The following is an 18,716-nucleotide window of genomic DNA, read 5'->3' as shown; positions in this document are numbered from 1 at the left end:
GTATCCTTATTGGTCTAAATGAACTGCGGGTAAATATGCAAAAGTATTGAGCAAATCAAGCATGACTTCTATGGCTTCAGAGTAATGTTTCATAGCATAGGGAAACATCGGTAAGCTGAGACTTTCTGCGGCCAGTTGTTCTGTCACAGGGAAGGTTCCCTGCAAACCAAGTCCGTTAAAGGCTCTCGATTTATGTGGTGGAACAGGGTAATGAATCAGGGCTTCTATTCCTTGTCGTTTCAGTACCGCCTGTATTTCATCTCGCTGTTGTGTCCGGATAACAAACAAATGCCAGGCAGACTGAGATAGATCATCCGCAGCAGGTAGCACAATATTGGAGTGAGTAAGTTGTTCCAGGTAATGCTGTGCCAGCAAACTGCGTTGCTGATTCCCTTCATCCAGATAACGTAATTTGACTCTCAACGCTGCCGCCTGAATTTCGTCAAGTCTGGAGTTAACACCCAACAGCTCATGATGGTATTTATGCTCACTACCATAGTTACGTAATTTTCGAACGGCTTCCGCAATCTCTTTATTCTGAGTCACTACAGCGCCACCGTCTCCCAATGCTCCCAGATTTTTGCCTGGATAAAAGCTAAATGCCGCGGCACTGGAGAACGTTCCGGCCCGACGTCCATCATAGGTCGCACCATGTGCCTGCGCTGCATCTTCGACAACATACAACCCGTACTGTCGGGCCAAATCATTGATAGCACCCATATGCGCCACCCGCCCATATAAATGAACGGCAATTATTGCCCTAGTCTTGGGGGTAATTGCCGCCTCAATCCTGTTCGGGTCAATATTAGCCGTATTCGCTTCCGGTTCCACAGGGACTATATTGGCGCCACAGGCGTGCACCGACAACCAGGTTGCAATAAACGTATTTGCCGGCACGATGACCTCATCACCGGAACCAATCTCAAGCGCTCGGAGAATTAAAGTCAGCGCATCAAAACCACTTCCCACACCGATACAATGTGCAGCCCCACAATACTCAGCAAACTCTGTTTCAAAAGCAGAAAGTTGTTCTCCCAGAACATACCAACCTTTCCGAACAACCTGCTGAACAGCCTCTTCAAGCTCCTGCTTGAAAGGCTGATGGCATGCGGAAATATCTGTAAAAGGTAATTGTATTTGCTGTTTCATAATCAAAAATATTTGTGATGCCTGATTTCAACCAAGATTATCTATCCTTACAATCGCACGCAAATGTTATGCCACAGAATATGCGTTTGTATGCACGAAGCGCCTATTCATAATCTTCCACTAACCACGTTACTATCAGAAAACACTAGTTATTACCGGACTGGCGTGGATTTTGCTGCTGTGTGCTATAGTCCAGTTAAACAGCAACAGGTGGCGCTAAATGTGTTCGGTTAATTTGTTACAACCAGACCCAATGGGTTCGGTTAGTTTGTTACAACTAGACCCGATGGGTGATGACAGAGGCTCTCTGATCGCATTAGAGACTAGTAAAAATGTACCATTTAATATCAAGCGGGTTTATTACATATACGATACTCGAACAGACATAGCTCGCGGTTTCCACGCCCATCAACATCTCCAACAACTGGTAATCTGCCTGAAAGGAGCTTGTCGTTTCATCACTGATGATGGTTCAGAGAAACAAGAGCACTGGCTGGATTCACCAGAGCAGGGATTATTCCTATCAGGGTTGTTATGGAGAGAAATGCATGACTTCTCAGCTGACTGTGTCCTGCTGATACTCACTGATCAGCTATATGATCCAAATGATTATGTTCGTGATTATGAGCAATTTCTCTCCATGGCAAAACAAAGGAATGCCTGATTAATGTTTGAGGGAAAAGTATTATTAGTTGGCAGCAGCTTCAGCGCCGTACCTATTCTGCAACACTTACGCTGCCGCGGTCTCCATATCAGTGTCTGTGGAGCGTACCCGCATGACCCCTGCCATGCGCTTGCTGATGATAGTTTTATCATCGATTATTCGAATAAACATGCTCTGCTGGAACTCGTTGATCAACAAGATTTTGACTATCTTGTACCAAGTTGTAATGACTACGCTTATTTATCCTGCTGCTGGGTCGCTGAGCAGAGAACTTTTTGTGGTTATGATGATTACCAAACAGCGCTGATACTTCATACCAAACACGCTTTTCGTGAATTTACCCATCGCTCCGGCTTGCCAGCCCCATACAGTCAGATTCTGACTTCGGCAAACCACTCACTGGATCCGAAATTATCTTATCCCCTATTAGTAAAACCCACTGACAGCTTCAGTGGCCGGGGCGTTACAAAAGTAATATCCGAACAGCAGTTGGAACCGGCACTTAATAATGCAATGAATAACTCGCGGTCGAACCAAGCGTTGGTAGAACAGTTTGTTGATGGCAGTTTGCACAGTCACTCAGCTTTTATCAAATCAGGTCAGTTTGTGTATGAAACTTTTGCAGATGAGTTCTGTACCATTCATCCTTATCAGGTTAACTGCTCCAACATTCCTTCTTCAATCCCAGAGTCAGTCAAGAATGAGGTCAGTAAGAGCATCCGTTCATTAGCTACATCACTCAACCTGTCTGACGGATTACTGCATACACAGTTCATTAAAAATAAACATAAATTCTGGATTATCGAATGTATGCGGCGCTGTCCTGGAGACTTGTATGGCAAAATGGCTGAACTCTCAGAAGAGGTGAACTATACCGATATGCTGGTTCGCAGCTATCTCGGTGAAGCGCTACCCGCTCAGGTAGTAAAAAAAGCCTGCCGACACATCGGCCGACATACAGTTTCAACCAGTAGAGAGGCCATATTCACCGGACTGCAGGATCATACTCCTGGTCGAACCCTTGCCTTTATTCCCCTTAAAAACAGTGGTGAAATTTTAGCTGTGGCTCCGTACGATAAAGTGGGAATTTTATTCACAGAGTTTGCCAGCAGTTTGGATATGTCGGAACACACACCCTCGCTGGCAAACCATGTCAAAATTGAATCCATGGAGTATTAAGTTGTCATCCCATCAAAACTTAAAATCTTCTTCTCCACTACGTTTAGCTTTTATTGGCGGAGGCACTAACTCCGCGGTTGGTCGAGTTCATAAAATCGCCGCTGAAATGGATAATCGTTTCAAATTGGTGGCCGGTTGTTTTAGCATGGATAAGGATATTAACCTGACTTCTGCTCATGAATATGGCTTGCCGGAAAGCAATTGTTATCCGTCACTATCAACACTGCTTGCCAACGAGTCTGCACTGGATGCCATTGCGGTTCTCACTCCCACTCCTAACCATACAACAGATGTGATTGCCTGTTTACAAGCCAACGTCCCGGTGATTTGTGAAAAAGCGCTGACCAACTCGGTTACCGATGCGGAAGCAATCAAGGCCGTACTCCATCGAACGAATGGATTTTTATCTGTTACCTATAACTACACTGGCTATCCCATGCTAAGGGAACTGAAATCTCTGATATCACAAGGACGTATAGGGAAAATAGAACAGCTACATGTTGAAATGCCACAGGAAGGATTTGCGCGTCTTGATAAAAACCGGCAACCGGTCATACCTCAGGCATGGCGGCTAGAGGATAAAGAGTTGCCGACGCTATCCCTAGACCTGGGTGTACACGTTCACCATCTAATCAGCTTTCTTACCGAAGAAGCTCCGATAGAAGTTGTCGCCACGGAAAGTAGTTTTGGCAGTTTCCGCCAAGTTATTGACAACACAATATGCATTGCTCGTTACAGCGATGACATCATTTGTAATATCTGGTACAGCAAGGCTGCTCTCGGTCATCGTAATGGGTTGCGCATACGAGTTTATGGTTCTGAAGGGGCTGCCGAGTGGTTTCAGGCTGACCCTGAAAACCTGCTGCTACATGACAACACCGGCCAACGCCTGTTACTGGACCGCGCTCATGCCGATGTTGAACTGGCGCAAAGCGCCCGCTACAATCGTTTCAAGGCTGGCCACCCTGCTGGCTTTATCGAGGCTTTTGCCAATCATTACTCGGATATAGCTGAAGCGCTGACTCAATTCCGGCAATTCCAAAAACACGATAATCAATATGTATTTGGTATTGAGGATGCATTTGAAGGTTTGAAACTGCTACATGCCGTCCACACTTCTTCCGAAACAAAAAATTGGGTGGCCATCACCTAATAAGCGACCTATTTGTCTGACAAAAATCAGATAACCAACGCTTTTACAAGTCTGGATTCCGGCAAGCCGAGATCCATGTATTGGGAATAGATCTGTGGCGCACTTTGCACGGCAGCGATCACAACCGGCAGATCATTTTCAGCCAATACCGACGGCGAAACAATAGGTTTACCCATGAAAGACTGTCCGATCCTCTGTGGACGGGGATCGATAAAACATGCTATTTCCTTCCCAACAAAAAATCGGCTTTTATCCACCAAAAGCCTGGTTTGAGCCCCGGTTCCCCAAACCGTCACCCTGCCTGGAATGATGTCCTGGGCCAATGTATTTCCGAGCCCATGTTCAGCCAACGTTTTTCTGAGCAATTCATGCTCGACCGAATCCAATGGCGCCAGTCGCTGCATGATTAAATCGTCAAAAAACACCAGTCTTACGCCAAGCTCTAGCAATAAACCATACAGCAACACCATATTCTTCAAATCATCAAAAGGCAGGATTTCTTCCTTGAAGTCAAAACTTATCTGAAAGTTACAATTCTGCAGCCGGTATTCCTGGATTAACGACACAAATGCCTTAAGCTCAGTAATGTGTTTGTTCTCCGGAAGAAAAATATATTTGATAATGACGTTGTGCTGGGCTACCTCTGCATAACGTTTGAGGTTGGCCATTACCTTTGACATACGGTTGTATTTACGTACCACGTTAAACGTGTCTTCGGTACCTGCATCGATACTGGTGACAATATAGGCCTGATTGCTTGCCATCAACTCGGCCAGACTGTCCGAGTAACGTGTGGCATTGGTAATCACCCGTTGTTTCACACCAGGGACATGCTCGGCGATCTTTTGCAGCATCGGGCTAAAACGTTTATCCAGTAACGGCTCTCCCCCACCCCACACAATATATTCGTTATTATCCAGCGCACCCGCCGAGACAATAGAGTCAGTCAAACCTTCAATGTCATAAGTGACTTTCTGGCCGCCATAGTAGGTTGCGCTGCAATAACTGCATTTCATATTGCACACTGAATGGTACTCGAACGACAGATAGCCGATCCCTTTCGCCAGCGGCTGCCCCCAATCTGCAAAGCTCAGAAAAGGACAGCCCTTGCAGGCTGGCGCATTATCGCGGTTTATTTCTTTATACAGTTCGGATTTAGCAGCAATAATGTCTTCATAGTCAAACTCAGTAAAGTGATTGCTGTTATCACCCTCCAACAACACGACATCGCCTTTCAGCTCACCATCGTGGAAAAACCTTTTGCAGCAGGTCCGGACTTCATCTGGTGCCAAAAACACGGAATGATGCAGGTCATAGCAGCTCCAGCTCTTGTTTTTAATTTCTTCCAGAAACGATTTGATGGTACTGACCGGCACCGTATCCTGAGTGTTAACGTTGAGCATGGCTTGCATAAAGAAATCAAATATCTGCTGATACTTGGTTCGAAAACGCTCCCCCTTGTTATCAGGCAAGTAATCAAGTTCCGCCTGATCCATCAACTGCTTGATATTCCGATACATGAAAAAGAGCGCCATATGCCAAGCGCTGTTATCCGTTTCCATTCGTAACAGTCTGAGCAGCCTGGATGCCGCGATGTTGATGATGCAGGTCAGGAAATCATCTTTGTACCGATCTAACTTATCGTGCGCCGCCAGCTCATGATGTATAGCTGCCAAGGCGCCAAAATATCCTTCAATATGTCTGGGGCTGATGGTATTGACGATAGACTCAGGACGATTATTCTTGAAATACAGACAGTTATCCAAACTGTTGACCTGCCTGGCATTAAGCAGACAACGAAACATAAAATCAACATCTTCATGCAAACCGGGCCTGAAACTGATTTCATTTTCGGTAATCAGCGATTTTCTGAAAGCCGAATAAATAACAGAACTGTCAACCTGACTGCATAAATAGGCCTGAATAATCGCTTCTTTATCATTAGAAATCAACAACGCCAAATCATCTCGGCCCATGAAGCCATAAACAGGTGCAGCAGAATTGGCAGAATAGGCCCAATCAAAGCATAGTAAATCACAAGCCCTGCCAACAGCAGATATTTCAGCACTCAATACAGTCAGCATGTTGGGAGCCGGTCTGTCATCGCTGTCTATGAATAAAATCCAGTCTCCGGAAGATTCCTGTATGCCCTTGTTTCTGGCAATTCCGGGGCCGCTATTTTTATCAGAACATAAAACGTTCAGAAAGGAATACTTGATCTGAAGGCCTCGCACTAAATTAACAGTATTGTCGTTTGAGCAATCATCAACAACGATAATTTCCAGTTCAACACTTCCTGAACGTTGAGCCGCTATGCTTTCTATCGTCTCGACAATATCATTAGCACTGTTAAATGTTGGAATAATAATACTGAACATCATCTTGGCCTATACTGCCTCCAGCAGAAGTCATAAACTTTGATTCGGCCAGATATACATTTAGTTTAAAGAAAATTAAACAACGACAAGCCCTGCACTCTAACATAAGCCTGTTGCGCCGCCTGCAGACCGGTCGACTGCTGACTCAGGCGTGATACCGCTTCAGCGTAATCCAGGTCTTTGAGCTGCGACAGGTTCGTCTCCAGACTGGCGGTACTGGCCTCATTGATAGCCCGTTGCTGATCAATAGCATTCATGCGGGTACCGACTTTGGTTCTGGCTGAGAATACACTATCCAAAGCCGTATCCATATTGGTCAGAAAATCGCCATTGTCAGGCGCAGTACCAATCGTATTATTGTTCAAGGCGGTGGTGAAATCCTGAATAGTCTGGAAGATAGCCTGGGTGCTGCCATCCAGATTGGTGGTGACAAACACCTGGTCGCCAGGTTCACTGACTTCAACCAGATAGCCACTGCCGACACGGACATTACGTTGTCCGCTGTCACCGTTATAAGCAAAACTCACCGGGTCAAAAGCCTGGGTGTTGGACTGATAACCGGAAAACAGAAATTCACCATTGGCATCGGTAGTGTTGGCCAGGCTGACCAGCGCTTCGTTAAGCTGATTGATTTCTGCTGCGATACCGGCGCGCGCGTCGGCATTGGTATCATTGAGCCCTTGCACGGCCAGTTCCCTGATACGTTGCAGAATATTAACCGCACCGGTCAAAACCCCGTCCGTCACGCTCAGTTTATTGTCAGCGACATCGGCATTGCTCATATACTGTTCTGTCAAATTAAGATCACGTTCCAGCCCCAGGATCCGGACGGCCGCCACCGGATCATCGGAGGGAGATTGCAAACGCTCACCGGTGGAAATCTGTAATTGTGTTTTAACCAGCTCCGACTGTTGCCGCAGCATGGCATTAACACTCTGCTGCTGTATCTGATTAGTCGAGATTCGCATCATAATCTCCCGTTAAATAGCGCTGAGCAGCGATTCAAAAATGGTGTTGGACACCACGACAATTTGTGATGCTGCCTGATATGCCTGTTGATATTTGATCAAATTCGCCGCTTCTTCATCCAGATTGACGCCGGAAATACTATCAAACCGCTGTCGGGTTTGTTGCAGTAAAGCCTGCTGCGTTTCCTGACTGACCTGTGCCTGCCGGGTACGTGTGGCCACCTCAGAGACTATCACACCATATTGTTCAGCGAATGACCGGGTCACCGCCGGCGGCCCCGGATTGATCACAACGGCAGTCTTGTCAGTCTGCAAATCCGCCAGTGCCAGTGCGTTTTCATTGTTGCCGGGGCCAATATTAGTGCCGGACGAAGCAGCAATAGCACGCGGATCGGTAATCACGACATTGATATTGCCTGCAGTTATTGCCGCCGGATTGAAGAAATTGCCGCCGGCATTGCCGTCCAAATCAAAACCATTGGTATGCATAGTGTTAAAAGCGGTAACGACTGATTCAGCCAAAAAATCCAGGTCGGCTCGGGTACCATCAATAATATCGGCGCGGAATTGAATCGCACCGCCGATACTGCCACCAGCCAGTTGGTTGGTGACATTGGTTTGTGAAGGCCCATAACCGATACCCAGTCTGGGCGGGTTGGTTGAATTATCAGCAATGGTCGACAGGTTAACTTGCGAGGTGCCAATCACCAGTCCCTGACCGTTACCGACAAAAATATTGACGGTGCCGTTTTCCTGCGCCAGCGTGGTGACCGAAACATATTCAGAAAGCTGATTGATCAGGTTGTCACGTTTGTCGAGCAAATCATTGGGTTCAACACCATTACTGCCTTTGGCAGCCAGAATAGCCTGGTTAAGTTCAGCGATACCCCGGGTCAGATTGTTAATATCATTAACGGCAACCCCCAGATCACTGTCGATACGTTTATCCAGTTGTGTCAGTTGCTGATCCAGCGTATTAAAACGGTTAGCCAGCAGCTCGCCTTCGGTCAACACCACCTGACGGGCAGCAAGCGAAGTCGGGGCATTAGCCACTTCCTGAATGGCGCCAAAAAAATTATCCAGCCCGTCACTGATGCTCAACTCTGACGATCCAAGCAAATCATCGACCTGTTTGGACAGTGACAAGAAAGCATCCTGCTGCGCTTCCTGCGAGGTATAACTTCTGACCTGACTGGCAAGAAAACTGTCATAAAGCCGCTCGACACTGCCGACGGTAACACCGGCCCCCAGGTAAAACGATCCCTGATAATGGGAAGGATGGGTAACTTGTTCCGTCCGCTGCCGGTTATAGCCTTCCGTATTCACGTTGCTGATATTGTTACTGGTCGTCGACAACGCCGTTTGTGCGGTCGACAGTGCCGAAGTGCCAATATTCAGAATGCTGCTCATTTTCGAATCCTCATATCACGCTTGACGTCAACCATCAGGCGGTTCCCAGATCCAGCGAAATCTGTGCCAGCGTTGCGCTGTTCATAATGCGTTTAATCTTGTCTGCATACTGTGGATCAGTGGCATAGCCGGCTTTGTGCAAATGCTCAACAAACGCCTCAGCATCATCCACATGCTGCAGTGCTTCCCGATATCTCGGCTGGGTTTGCAGAAACTGAACATAATCGTCAAAACTTTGCTGATACGAATCATAAGCGCGAAAATCCGCGGCTTCGTTGATGGCTTTGCCATGGCGGTATTCCAGCGCATTGATCGTTGTGTACTCACCGTTCCAACTGGCATCCGCCTTGATATTGAACAGGTTGAAACTGCTATCGCCGCCGGTTGTCTGCAGAATATGTTTACCCCAACCGGTTTCCAATGCCGCCTGAGACAGGATCACTTCCGGTGCCACCCCGATTTTATCGGCAGCTGCTTTTGCGTATGGCCATAATTTTTCAACAAAGTCCTGTGGCGATCCAAAATCAATGGGGTCAGAGTCATTGATTTTTGGGTTTTGCAAAATCAATGACTCTGACCCCATTGATTCACGGATTTGTTCAATAATGCGGGCGTTAACCCGTGCCCCCAAAGCCGGACGAATGATTACGGTATCAATGCTGTATGTCTGACCGGCTGTCACTTTATTGCCGGTGGCGGCCTGCTGGCCCCCGAGTTGACGCAAAATCACATCCTGCAAGCCCAAGCCGCCGCCTGCGGATAAATCCGATGCCAGCTGCTGATCCGTCATATCCTGATACATCTTGCTCTGGGATGAATCAAAAATGCCTTCGCCCAGGCTGGCCTGACGCATGGATTTCAACATCATGGTGACAAACAACGACTCAAACTGACCGGCAACCTGGCGCAGGGTTTGCTGATTCTCGCTATCCTGATTGGCGGAGTATCGCAATGCATTCAGGCCATGAAAATCAATCGCCGATTGCGCCACCGGAGAATCGTAGGCCATGTTCAGATCACCACCAGATCAGCGCGCAAAGCACCGGCCTGTTTCAATGCTTCCAGAATCGCCACCAGATCACCCGGCGCGGCGCCGACCTGATTCACCGCTCGGACAATCTCATCCAGAGACACACCGGGGTTAAACACAAACATACGGCTGTTTTCTTCCGTAATCTCAATATCAAAGTTCGGCGTGATCACCGTCTGCCCCTGTGACAAGGGGTTAGGTTGGCTCACTTCCGGATTGGCTGAGATGGTCACTGACAGATTGCCATGGGTGACCGCAGCAGGACTGACCCGCACATGCTGTCCGATGACCACCGTGCCACTGCGCGAATTAACCACCACCCTGGCCGGCGCTTCACCCGGATTGAGTTCCAGATTTTCAATCAAAGATAAAAACGGCACGCGCTGACTGGGATCCCGCGGTGCGTTAACCTTAATCGATGAACCATCCATTGACCGTGCCGTGCCCTTACCCAGCGTGTGATTAATGGCATCGCTCAGGCGGCTGGCCGTCGTAAAGTCGGGATTATGCAAATTCAGAATAATACTATCGCCCACATTAAAAGCGTTTTGGACAGTACGTTCGACAGTAGCGCCATTGGGCACGCGCCCGGCACTGGGAATATTCACGGTGACCCGGGAACCATCACCGGCATCAGCACCAAAACCACCCACCACCATATTACCTTGCGCCATGGCATAAACTTGACCATCAGCCCCTTTCAGCGGTGTCATCAGCAAACTGCCGCCACGCAGGCTTTTGGCATCTCCCAGAGAAGACACGGTCACATCAATAGTCTGTCCGGGTTTAATAAAAGCCGGCAGTTCCGCATGCACGGATACGGCCGCCACGTTCTTGCTTTTGGGATCGGTGCCGGGAGGAATATTAATGCCCATCTCTACCAGCATGTTACGCAGGGTCTGACCGGTGAACTTGGTTTTATCGCCGGTGCCGTTAAGCCCCACCACCAGACCATACCCCACCAGTTGGTTACTACGCACCCCGGCAATAGATGCCAAATCCTTGATGCGCTCAGCCTGAGCCAGGCCCGTGGTCATCAACAGCAAAGCTAGCAGCAGTATTCTTATTTTCATCTGTCAAATCTCTTAAAAAGGCATCAAGGCACTGACAAAAAACCGGCTCAACCAGCCCATCACATTGGCATCATTAGGAGCCCCGTCACCAACATAGGAAATTTGTGCATCAGCAATGCGTACCGAGGAAATCGAATTATCGGCCGCAATATCACGAGGACTTACCATGCCGGCCAGGCGGATATATTCGTTTCCCTGATTGATAGTGATGACTTTTTCACCACGAATAATCATATTGCCGTTGGGCAACACCTCGACCACCGATACACTGATATTGCCGCTCAGTTTATTATTCTGTTCGCTCTCGCCCTCACCCTCGAAGTCACTTTCTGACCCCAGACTGAATGCTAGATTATTGTCTTTGGTGCTAGCCAGCGGTAACTGGCTCGGTAGATCAAACTGCGGCGTGGTACCGAACAGAACCGGATTATTGATGCTGTTGCTATTACTCTTGCTCACCGTAGTTTCAGATTCTTTTTCGGCATCGGTTTGTTCTTCCAGACGCACCGTCAAAATATCGCCAACCCGGCGGGCACGGTAATCTTCAAACAAGGCAATATTATTACGGACGTCAAAAATCGCGCCGTCCTGTCTCTGCTGCGGCTCCACGGCTAGCGGACGCACAGCCGCATAAGCGGGGTCACGCTTAACGTTATTGTTGTTACAACCGGCCAATATAAGCAGCGCCAGAATAATCAAACTATGCCGCATAGTTATCATGATTTTTCTCCGGATTCATTCTAACGATTCTTGATGCAGGCTTTATGCCAACATAACTTCGCTGGTTCCCACGGTCCTCCCTAATAATCCAGTGGCAATGACATCAGCCCCTGAGGGATCCCCATGAATTCCAGGGAGAAAGCATGGGCTCCTTACTCTATTGGGAAGGGAAACCCCGTCCTTCTCTGGACATAACAGCAGCGGAGGCATCTCCTGGATTTCTCGGCTACGCTCGAAATGACATAATGATTTGCGCTCGAGGTAACACACCCTATTAGGTTTGGCTCCCACGCAGGGTATGGGAGCCAGATTAGAGTTAACAGGCCTTAAACATCAGACTTACAGATTCTGACTAGCGTATTGCAGCATCTGATCGGCGGTGGAAATCGCCTTGGAATTCATTTCATAGGCACGCTGGGTTTCAATCATGTTTATCAGTTCAGTGACGACATTGACATTAGAGGTTTCCAAAGCACCGCCTACAAGCGTACCCAGACCGGTCAGTCCAGGCGTGTCGGTGATGACCGTGCCGCTGGCGCCGGTTTCTTTAAACAGGTTTTCACCAACCGCCTGTAAACCGGTCGGGTTCACAAAGTCAGCCAAATCAATATTGCCGACAATTGTCGGTGCGTTATCGCCCGGCTGTAACACACTGACAGTGCCATCTGAACCCACAGTGATGCTTTGCGCATCATCCGGAATCGTAATAGCCGGTTCCAGCGGATAACCGTTCGACATCACCACCTGACCGGTAGAATCAAGCTGGAAAGTACCGTCACGGGTGTAGGAAAGAGAGCCATCCGGCATCAGGATCTGGAAAAAACCCCGGCCCTGAATCGCGATATCCAGCGCGTTGCCGCTTTGAACGATATTACCCTGGCTGTGCATCTTTTCTGTTGCGACGGTGCGCACACCGGTACCGAGCATCAAACCCGAGGGTAGCTGCGTACTGGCCGAAGACTCGGCCCCCGGCTGACGAATCGTCTGATACAGCAAGTCTTCAAACACCGCCCGATCCTGTTTGAAGCCGGTGGTATTCACGTTAGCCAGATTGTTTGAAATCACCGACATCCGCGTCTGTTGCGCATCGAGTCCGGTTTTGGCAATCCATAAAGCCTGATTCATTATTGATTCTCCTGAAGTGACGCCATTAAACCTAATTACTCATTTGCATTAATCGTGCCGATGCAGCGCTGTTTTCCTGCGTCGTTTTCATCATTTTTACCTGCATTTCATACTGTCTTTGTAACTCAATCATTTTCACCAACGCGCCGACAGCGTTGACATTGCTGCTTTCCAGCGTGCCGGAAGAGACCTGAACCGTCGCATCCAGCGGCGCCTCACTGCCATCAAGCATACGGATCAAGCCATCTGTATCTTTAAATACATCCTGCAATTCCGGCTTGACCAGTTTGATTCGGTCCAGAACGGCCAAAGCATTGGATGCCGCCCCCACCGGACGAATGGAGATGGTACCGTCGGAGCCGATTTCCACTTTCTCAGCAGGTGGAATCGCAATAGGGCCGCCTTCACCTAACACAGCAAGGCCGGTGCCGGTCACCAGCTGACCGGTTTCTGTCATATGCAGATCACCGGCGCGGCTATAACCTTCACGGCCATCCTTACCCTGAACGGCAATAAATCCCTCGCCTTGCACTGAAATATCCAGTTCCCGCCCCGTTGACTGTACCGACCCTTGTTGGTAATCGGTCATCGGTCTTTCCGTCATTGAATAGACCCGGGTGGGCAGACCTTCACCAAACACCGGCATACTGCGGAACTGCTCCAGATCAGCGCGAAATCCGGTGGTATTTACATTGGCCAGATTATTGGTATTCGTTGCCTGTGCCAGCATGGTCTGCTGAGCGGCATTCATGGCGATATAAAGACTGCGATCCATAAGTTTGTCCCCCTAAAGCCCTGCCTTAATGGCAGGGCCAAGGTCAGAAGGTGATTAACGAAGGTTGATAATGGTCTGGGTAATAGCGTTGTTGGTTTCAATCGCTTTCGAGTTGGCCTGGAAGTTACGCTGGGCGGTAATCAATCCCACCAGTTCTTTGGTCAAATCAATATTGGAAGCTTCCAGCGCCCCGGATTGAATCAGGCCAAAACTGCCTGTGCCAGCTTCACCGGCCAGTACCTCACCTGAATCAATGGTTTCCCGCCACGCAGTATTACCAATTTGCTTCAACCCTTGCGGGTTAGGGAAATTTGCCAGCGCGATTTTACCCAGTGGTGTTGATTGACCATTGGTATAGGTTGCTTTCACCAAACCATCGCTACTGATATCAAGACCACTCAGACGGCCGGTTGTAAAACCATCCTGGGTCAGTGACGTGACGGTAAAGCCTCCTGAATTCTGGGTGGTACCGGCATAATCAATTACGATAGCCTGTGGAGTTGCCGCACCACTATCAAGTGAGGTAATGGAATATGTCTGATCACTTGGCGTGGTAGACAAAGAGCCGCCTGTCAGTGGGTCAAAATCCAACACTTTGGTTGTGCCTAATTGGGTTTGCGAAGCGCCCAGGCCATCCGGCTCATTAATATAAGCATCAACATTCCACTGGTTACTGGCGGCATCGGTTTTCTGATAATAAAGAGTGACAATGTGCTCGTTACCCAGAGAATCATAAACCGTGACCGAAGTAGAATTGGTATAGGTGGTCGGATCAGTCGGATCAATCGCTGTAGCCGCCGCAATATCAGCTGCTGTTGAAGGCAGGTTAGCGGCCAGATCCACGTTTGCCGTTGCCTGCGGCACACCGGCTGCACTGGGCAGTTGTAAAGGCGTCGTGCTGGACATGCTGGTAGATGAGACCGTACCGTCAGAGTTGACCGGGAATGTTCTCAAAAACTGACCGGAACTGTTGACCACAAAGCCATCAGAATCAATACCAAACGCACCGGCACGCGTGTAGATAACTTCGCCACTGCTCTGACTCGGTGCCAGCGCAAAAAAGCCCTGTCCGCTGATCGCCAGATCCAAAGAATTATCAGTGAACTCGAGGTTGCCCTGTTCAAACTGCTGGGCCACATTGTTCAACACTACACCGCTGCCGATAGCGGTATTGCTGCTACCAAAAGCCGACACCGCGTAGACATCGGCAAACTCGGCACGTGAACCTTTAAAACCGGTTGTATTGACGTTGGCGATGTTGTTTGACTTGACGTTCAAATCCGCAGTGGCGGCATTCAAACCGGTTAAAGCTGTATTAAATGACATAACCCGATCTCCCTAAATAATCTCTTGTACTTCGCTGAATGGCACTGAGCCAATGCCCGCTAAATTCACCGTCAGACCCTGACTGCCGCTACCGACCAAAACACTGTCCACTTTTGCTACCGTCGCCGTGGAAAAAGCGGTATTAACCCCGCCCACGGTGCCGGTGGCCTGAAACTGATAAACCCCTGCCGGCATGGCTTCGCCGTTTTCACTGAAACCATCCCAGGTGAAATTGGTATAGCCGGATGCGGAACCCATCTCCAGCGTCCTGACCAATGCCCCCGCTTCGTTGTAAACTTTCACTTCCAGATCAGTGACGCTTTCTGCCACATTGATCTGGCCTCTTAATCCGTCTTCCCCCATCACACCAATCGAAGACGGCACCAAGACCGAACGACCGACCAGTGAAGAACCCTGCAAGGCCTGATCAGACTGCATGGATTTAGCAAAGCTATCGAATGACTGCTGCAAGTCTGAAATACCACTGACGGTACCGAACGAAGCTATCTGGCCCAGAAAGTCGCCACTCTCCATCGGCTTGAGCGGATCCTGATTCATCAGCTGCGTGGTCATTAACGACATGAAATCTTCCATCGCTAATTGACCGGAATCCTGCTCAGTTTCAGTCGAGCTCGTCGAAGAATTACTGTTGAGAAAGGCATAAGGATTATCGCCAATTCCGTTAATTGCCATCTTCAGATACTCCTATGCTCTTGTTATCTACCCAGCTGCAAAGTACGCAGCAGGAGTTGTTTGGATGTATTGGCGATCTCGACATTGTTCTGATACGAGCGGGATGCCGACATCATATTAGCCATCTCGGCAATCGGATCGACGTTGGAATGAAACACATAGCCGTCTTCGTTTGCCGATGGATGTGACGGGTTATATTCCTGTCTGACCGGCGCCTGGCTTTCGACTACGCCTTGAACCTGAACCGAACCCGCTTTATAACCTTGCTGAGCATCATCCAGTACCGCAGCAAACACTGTCTGCCTGGCACGGTAAGTCTGATCCACACTGCTGCTGACACTGTCAGCATTTGCCAGGTTACTGGCCGTAGTATTAAGCCGCAGTGACTGCGCGCTCATACCGCTACCGGCAATATCAAAAATATTAAACAGAGACATCGCTCATCACTCCCCTTTAATTGCCTTGCTCAGGCCCTGAAACCGTGCGCCAAGAAACTCCAAACTCGCCTGATACTGGACAGCGTTTTGCATGAACTGTGCCTGTTCAATCTGTTCATCAACGGTATTGCCATCCAGAGAGTCCTGAACAGCGACGCGGTATTGTGCTTGCGTGAGCATCATGTCACTGCCACCGGCATTGGTTGAGATGTGATTCTGATGAGTTGTTTGAATATGGCCTGATGTCTGACCGGCGCTCGCCATACTCAAAGCCGTTTTGAAATCAATGTCACGGGCTTTGAACTCAGGCGTATCCGCATTGGCCAGATTGGTCGCCAGCAGTTCTGCCCGCTGCGAGCGAAGTCGCAGAGCGTCGGCATGTATACCCAAAGCGGAATCAAATGTAATCGGCATGTGCTATCCCAAAATCATGTGTCTTGGTTTAGCATAAGCAGCAAGCATGCCAGAAATGAAAAGCCCTGTTTGTAAAGGCTTCAGAGCAATAAGCGGCAACAAAATAGCTATGGCGGCGGCAAGCTTTGCCACCTTAATTTTCCGCTCCGGTTACCACGGCTACAGATAGCTTGCCCGGTTACAGCCGGGTTCTGTGTCAGACCGCATAAAAAAGGCCGGCTAAAAAGCCGGCCTAGGTTTACTACTTTGATAACTTATTATTATTGTTATCTTTTAGCTTTGATCCACATTCAGATTACCGTCATTCAACAAGGTAGTGAGATCACTCACATCTCCATTAACAACGATAGTCTGATCGATGCTACCAGCTGCATTAGCATCGCCATTGGTGTAGACCTCAATGGTTGTGGTGTTGCTATCATCATCAAAACTGGCTTTTAGGTAATTATCCAGACTATGTGTGCCTCCGATATCAAGAGCCCCTGTTGGATCTAACAAATCTGCCAGGTTCAAGACATCCCCTTCACTGGTATTAAAATCTGTGACTTCGTCTGTACCTGTATCACCATCATTCCATGTGAATGCATCGGCACCTAAACCACCGGTCAGGATATCATCACCGAGTCCACCGATGATAATATCGTCACCATCAGTACCCAAGATAGCATCATCACCAGATGTTCCTGTTAAACTACCATCAGTATCAATCGCTATTGTAAAGTCATAGGTCGCAGTATCTCCGTCACCATCTACTGTTTCCACATTGAAATCCAGCTGAAGATCATCTGGCAATGTTGTTTCAGTAATAGTCGTTTCTGAGCCCGAGATGAAGAATTGCCCACCATCGGTATCACTATTCACAACTGTAACCGCGTAGATAGGTTCACCCGTATTTGTGACAGTAATAATGCCGCCATTAGCAACCGCTGTATCGTACTCATCAAGCACGCTCCCAAATTCATCATAAGTAATAATATGAAGATCGGTAGTACCATCACCTTTCGTGACATCAAAGGTCAGTTTGACTTCATCGACACCTTGAGCTGTTGTTGGATGTGTATCTCCATCAGTATCAGCATCACCAACCAAGAACTCAAGCGTTAAGGACTCAGTACCGGTTACTCGCAAACCTCCCGCACCGCTACCAGCACCAATACCATTATTATTGGTATTCACTGTATCTGGTGTGCCAAGGTTTGCTCCACTAGTCCAACCTAAATGTGATGTAAATTTAATATCAGTTACAGGATCAGGGTTACCTTTTGCATCAGCAATTTGCTCAGCATACAATTCAGCGCTATTACCACCCACAGAACCTGATAAACTTACGGTTTCTGTGATAGTTGTTGAAGGATTTGGGGTTACCAGCTCAAAGGTATAAGTACCATCTTCCTTCATCGTCAGAATGAAGAATACTTCAGTCTCACCAGCATCCAGATAAGCGGTCAGCTCAACACCTCCAGAGATATCAGTCGTTGACCAATGATCAATAAGATCTGGATTAGATATTAATGATGGATTGATTCCACTGTCAGCTAACCCATCAGCACCAGCCAAGTAGTTCCAAACACCGTTGAATGTGGATGCAGTGTTATCAACCACCGTACTCTCAACATGGCTAATGATGGGCGAGTCATCCTCAACAGTGATTGAAAGGGTATCATTCACATCAACAGTACTATCAGACACTTTTACACCAACAGTAAATGTCAGGTCATCTTCAATTGATGCATCATCATGATCGAGTGGTCCCTCAAGTGTCGCAGTCCAGGCGCCATCAGAACCGATTGTGATAACGATGATAGTAGTTGCACCCACAGAACCAGTGAGCGTGTTAGTACCAACACCGTCCCACGTGAGTCCTACTCCACCAGAAGTTAAACCAGCAGGAGGCGTGTCAAGGGTATACGTCAGCGTATCACCATCACCATCTGCATCTGTCGCAGTTACCTGACCATTAGCTGATGCATCATTAGTTGCATCTTCTTCACCCTCTGCATCAGGAATAGCTCCAAGCAAGCCCTCTTCGGAAATAATTACGCTGTCAGTCGTTACCTGAGGCGAATCATTCACCGGGTTAATCGTGATAGTCAGTGTCGAATCATTGGTATCTGTACCGTCTGTCACCGTATAGGTCGCAACTGGCACATCACCGTTGTAATCCGCTTCAGGCGTGAAGGTATAAGTACCATTTGCATTGATAGTCAGACTGCCTACTCCAG

The 18,716-nt window shown here is 48.3% G+C and carries 18 protein-coding genes; 3 read left to right on the top strand and 15 right to left on the bottom strand.

Translation table 11 applies throughout. The features are described 5' to 3' along the window. Window positions 1-6: 6 nt before the first annotated feature. Window positions 7-1,149, bottom strand: coding sequence for a DegT/DnrJ/EryC1/StrS family aminotransferase (locus OMP95_RS05860; RefSeq protein ID WP_266326922.1), 1,143 nt, complete (start codon window positions 1,147-1,149; stop codon window positions 7-9). 220 nt (window positions 1,150-1,369) lie between these two features. On the opposite strand from OMP95_RS05860, the gene OMP95_RS05855 reads away from it, so the two are divergent. The 3 genes from OMP95_RS05855 to OMP95_RS05845 are packed head-to-tail and all read left to right on the top strand — an operon-like array spanning window position 1,370 to window position 4,145. Next, on the top strand, window positions 1,370-1,813 hold the full coding sequence (locus OMP95_RS05855) for a sugar 3,4-ketoisomerase (RefSeq protein WP_266326921.1): 444 nt from the start codon (window positions 1,370-1,372) through the stop codon (window positions 1,811-1,813). A 3-nt stretch (window positions 1,814-1,816) separates the two neighbouring features. Beyond that, the gene (locus OMP95_RS05850) at window positions 1,817-2,992 is read left to right on the top strand and encodes an ATP-grasp domain-containing protein (RefSeq protein WP_266326919.1); all 1,176 of its coding nucleotides are present in this window, start codon (window positions 1,817-1,819) and stop codon (window positions 2,990-2,992) included. After that, on the top strand, window positions 2,964-4,145 hold the full coding sequence (locus OMP95_RS05845; RefSeq protein WP_266326918.1) for a Gfo/Idh/MocA family protein: 1,182 nt from the start codon (window positions 2,964-2,966) through the stop codon (window positions 4,143-4,145). The genes OMP95_RS05850 and OMP95_RS05845 overlap by 29 nt, the downstream gene beginning before the upstream one ends. Before the next feature lie 26 nt (window positions 4,146-4,171). Here the strand turns inward: OMP95_RS05845 and OMP95_RS05840 are convergent, their stop codons facing one another. The 14 genes from OMP95_RS05840 to OMP95_RS05775 form a co-directional block, all read right to left on the bottom strand. Next, window positions 4,172-6,526, bottom strand: a complete 2,355-nt coding sequence (locus OMP95_RS05840; protein ID WP_266326916.1) for a glycosyltransferase — start codon at window positions 6,524-6,526, stop codon at window positions 4,172-4,174. Between the two features lie 62 nt (window positions 6,527-6,588). Beyond that, window positions 6,589-7,494, bottom strand: a complete 906-nt coding sequence (gene flgL / locus OMP95_RS05835; protein WP_266326914.1) for a flagellar hook-associated protein FlgL — start codon at window positions 7,492-7,494, stop codon at window positions 6,589-6,591. Window positions 7,495-7,503: 9 nt separating this feature from the next. Next, window positions 7,504-8,901, bottom strand: coding sequence for a flagellar hook-associated protein FlgK (gene flgK, locus OMP95_RS05830; protein WP_266326912.1), 1,398 nt, complete (start codon window positions 8,899-8,901; stop codon window positions 7,504-7,506). A gap of 34 nt (window positions 8,902-8,935) precedes the next feature. Then, window positions 8,936-9,910, bottom strand: a complete 975-nt coding sequence (flgJ, locus tag OMP95_RS05825) for a flagellar assembly peptidoglycan hydrolase FlgJ (RefSeq protein ID WP_266326910.1) — start codon at window positions 9,908-9,910, stop codon at window positions 8,936-8,938. 2 nt (window positions 9,911-9,912) lie between these two features. Then, window positions 9,913-11,004 (bottom strand): flagellar basal body P-ring protein FlgI, encoded by a 1,092-nt coding sequence (locus OMP95_RS05820; protein WP_266326908.1) that lies wholly within the window; start codon window positions 11,002-11,004, stop codon window positions 9,913-9,915. Between the two features lie 12 nt (window positions 11,005-11,016). Further along, window positions 11,017-11,724: a flagellar basal body L-ring protein FlgH gene (gene flgH / locus OMP95_RS05815; protein WP_266326906.1), complete on the bottom strand. Its 708-nt coding sequence runs from the start codon at window positions 11,722-11,724 to the stop codon at window positions 11,017-11,019. Between the two features lie 339 nt (window positions 11,725-12,063). Then, the gene (gene flgG / locus OMP95_RS05810) at window positions 12,064-12,849 is read right to left on the bottom strand and encodes a flagellar basal-body rod protein FlgG (RefSeq protein ID WP_266326904.1); all 786 of its coding nucleotides are present in this window, start codon (window positions 12,847-12,849) and stop codon (window positions 12,064-12,066) included. A gap of 31 nt (window positions 12,850-12,880) precedes the next feature. Then, window positions 12,881-13,624 (bottom strand): flagellar basal body rod protein FlgF, encoded by a 744-nt coding sequence (locus OMP95_RS05805; protein ID WP_266326902.1) that lies wholly within the window; start codon window positions 13,622-13,624, stop codon window positions 12,881-12,883. A 54-nt stretch (window positions 13,625-13,678) separates the two neighbouring features. Next, window positions 13,679-14,950: a flagellar hook protein FlgE gene (gene flgE / locus OMP95_RS05800; protein WP_266326900.1), complete on the bottom strand. Its 1,272-nt coding sequence runs from the start codon at window positions 14,948-14,950 to the stop codon at window positions 13,679-13,681. Between the two features lie 12 nt (window positions 14,951-14,962). Beyond that, a complete protein-coding gene (locus OMP95_RS05795; RefSeq protein WP_266326898.1) occupies window positions 14,963-15,643 on the bottom strand; it encodes a flagellar hook assembly protein FlgD in 681 nt (226 codons plus the stop codon). Window positions 15,644-15,666: 23 nt separating this feature from the next. Continuing rightward, a complete protein-coding gene (gene flgC, locus OMP95_RS05790) occupies window positions 15,667-16,080 on the bottom strand; it encodes a flagellar basal body rod protein FlgC (protein WP_266326896.1) in 414 nt (137 codons plus the stop codon). Between the two features lie 6 nt (window positions 16,081-16,086). Beyond that, window positions 16,087-16,494, bottom strand: a complete 408-nt coding sequence (flgB, locus tag OMP95_RS05785; RefSeq protein ID WP_266326894.1) for a flagellar basal body rod protein FlgB — start codon at window positions 16,492-16,494, stop codon at window positions 16,087-16,089. A 3-nt stretch (window positions 16,495-16,497) separates the two neighbouring features. Then, window positions 16,498-16,626, bottom strand: coding sequence for a hypothetical protein (locus tag OMP95_RS05780; protein ID WP_266326892.1), 129 nt, complete (start codon window positions 16,624-16,626; stop codon window positions 16,498-16,500). Window positions 16,627-16,767: 141 nt separating this feature from the next. Continuing rightward, window positions 16,768-18,716: type I secretion C-terminal target domain-containing protein (locus tag OMP95_RS05775; protein ID WP_266326890.1), on the bottom strand; the 1,949-nt coding region annotated here is incomplete at its 5' end.

This window comes from Methylophaga sp. OBS4, assembly GCF_026319305.1.
Lineage (GTDB): Bacteria > Pseudomonadota > Gammaproteobacteria > Nitrosococcales > Methylophagaceae > Methylophaga.
The sequence above is the reverse complement of the archived record's forward strand: the minus strand, read 5'-3'. Positions and strand labels throughout refer to the sequence as shown.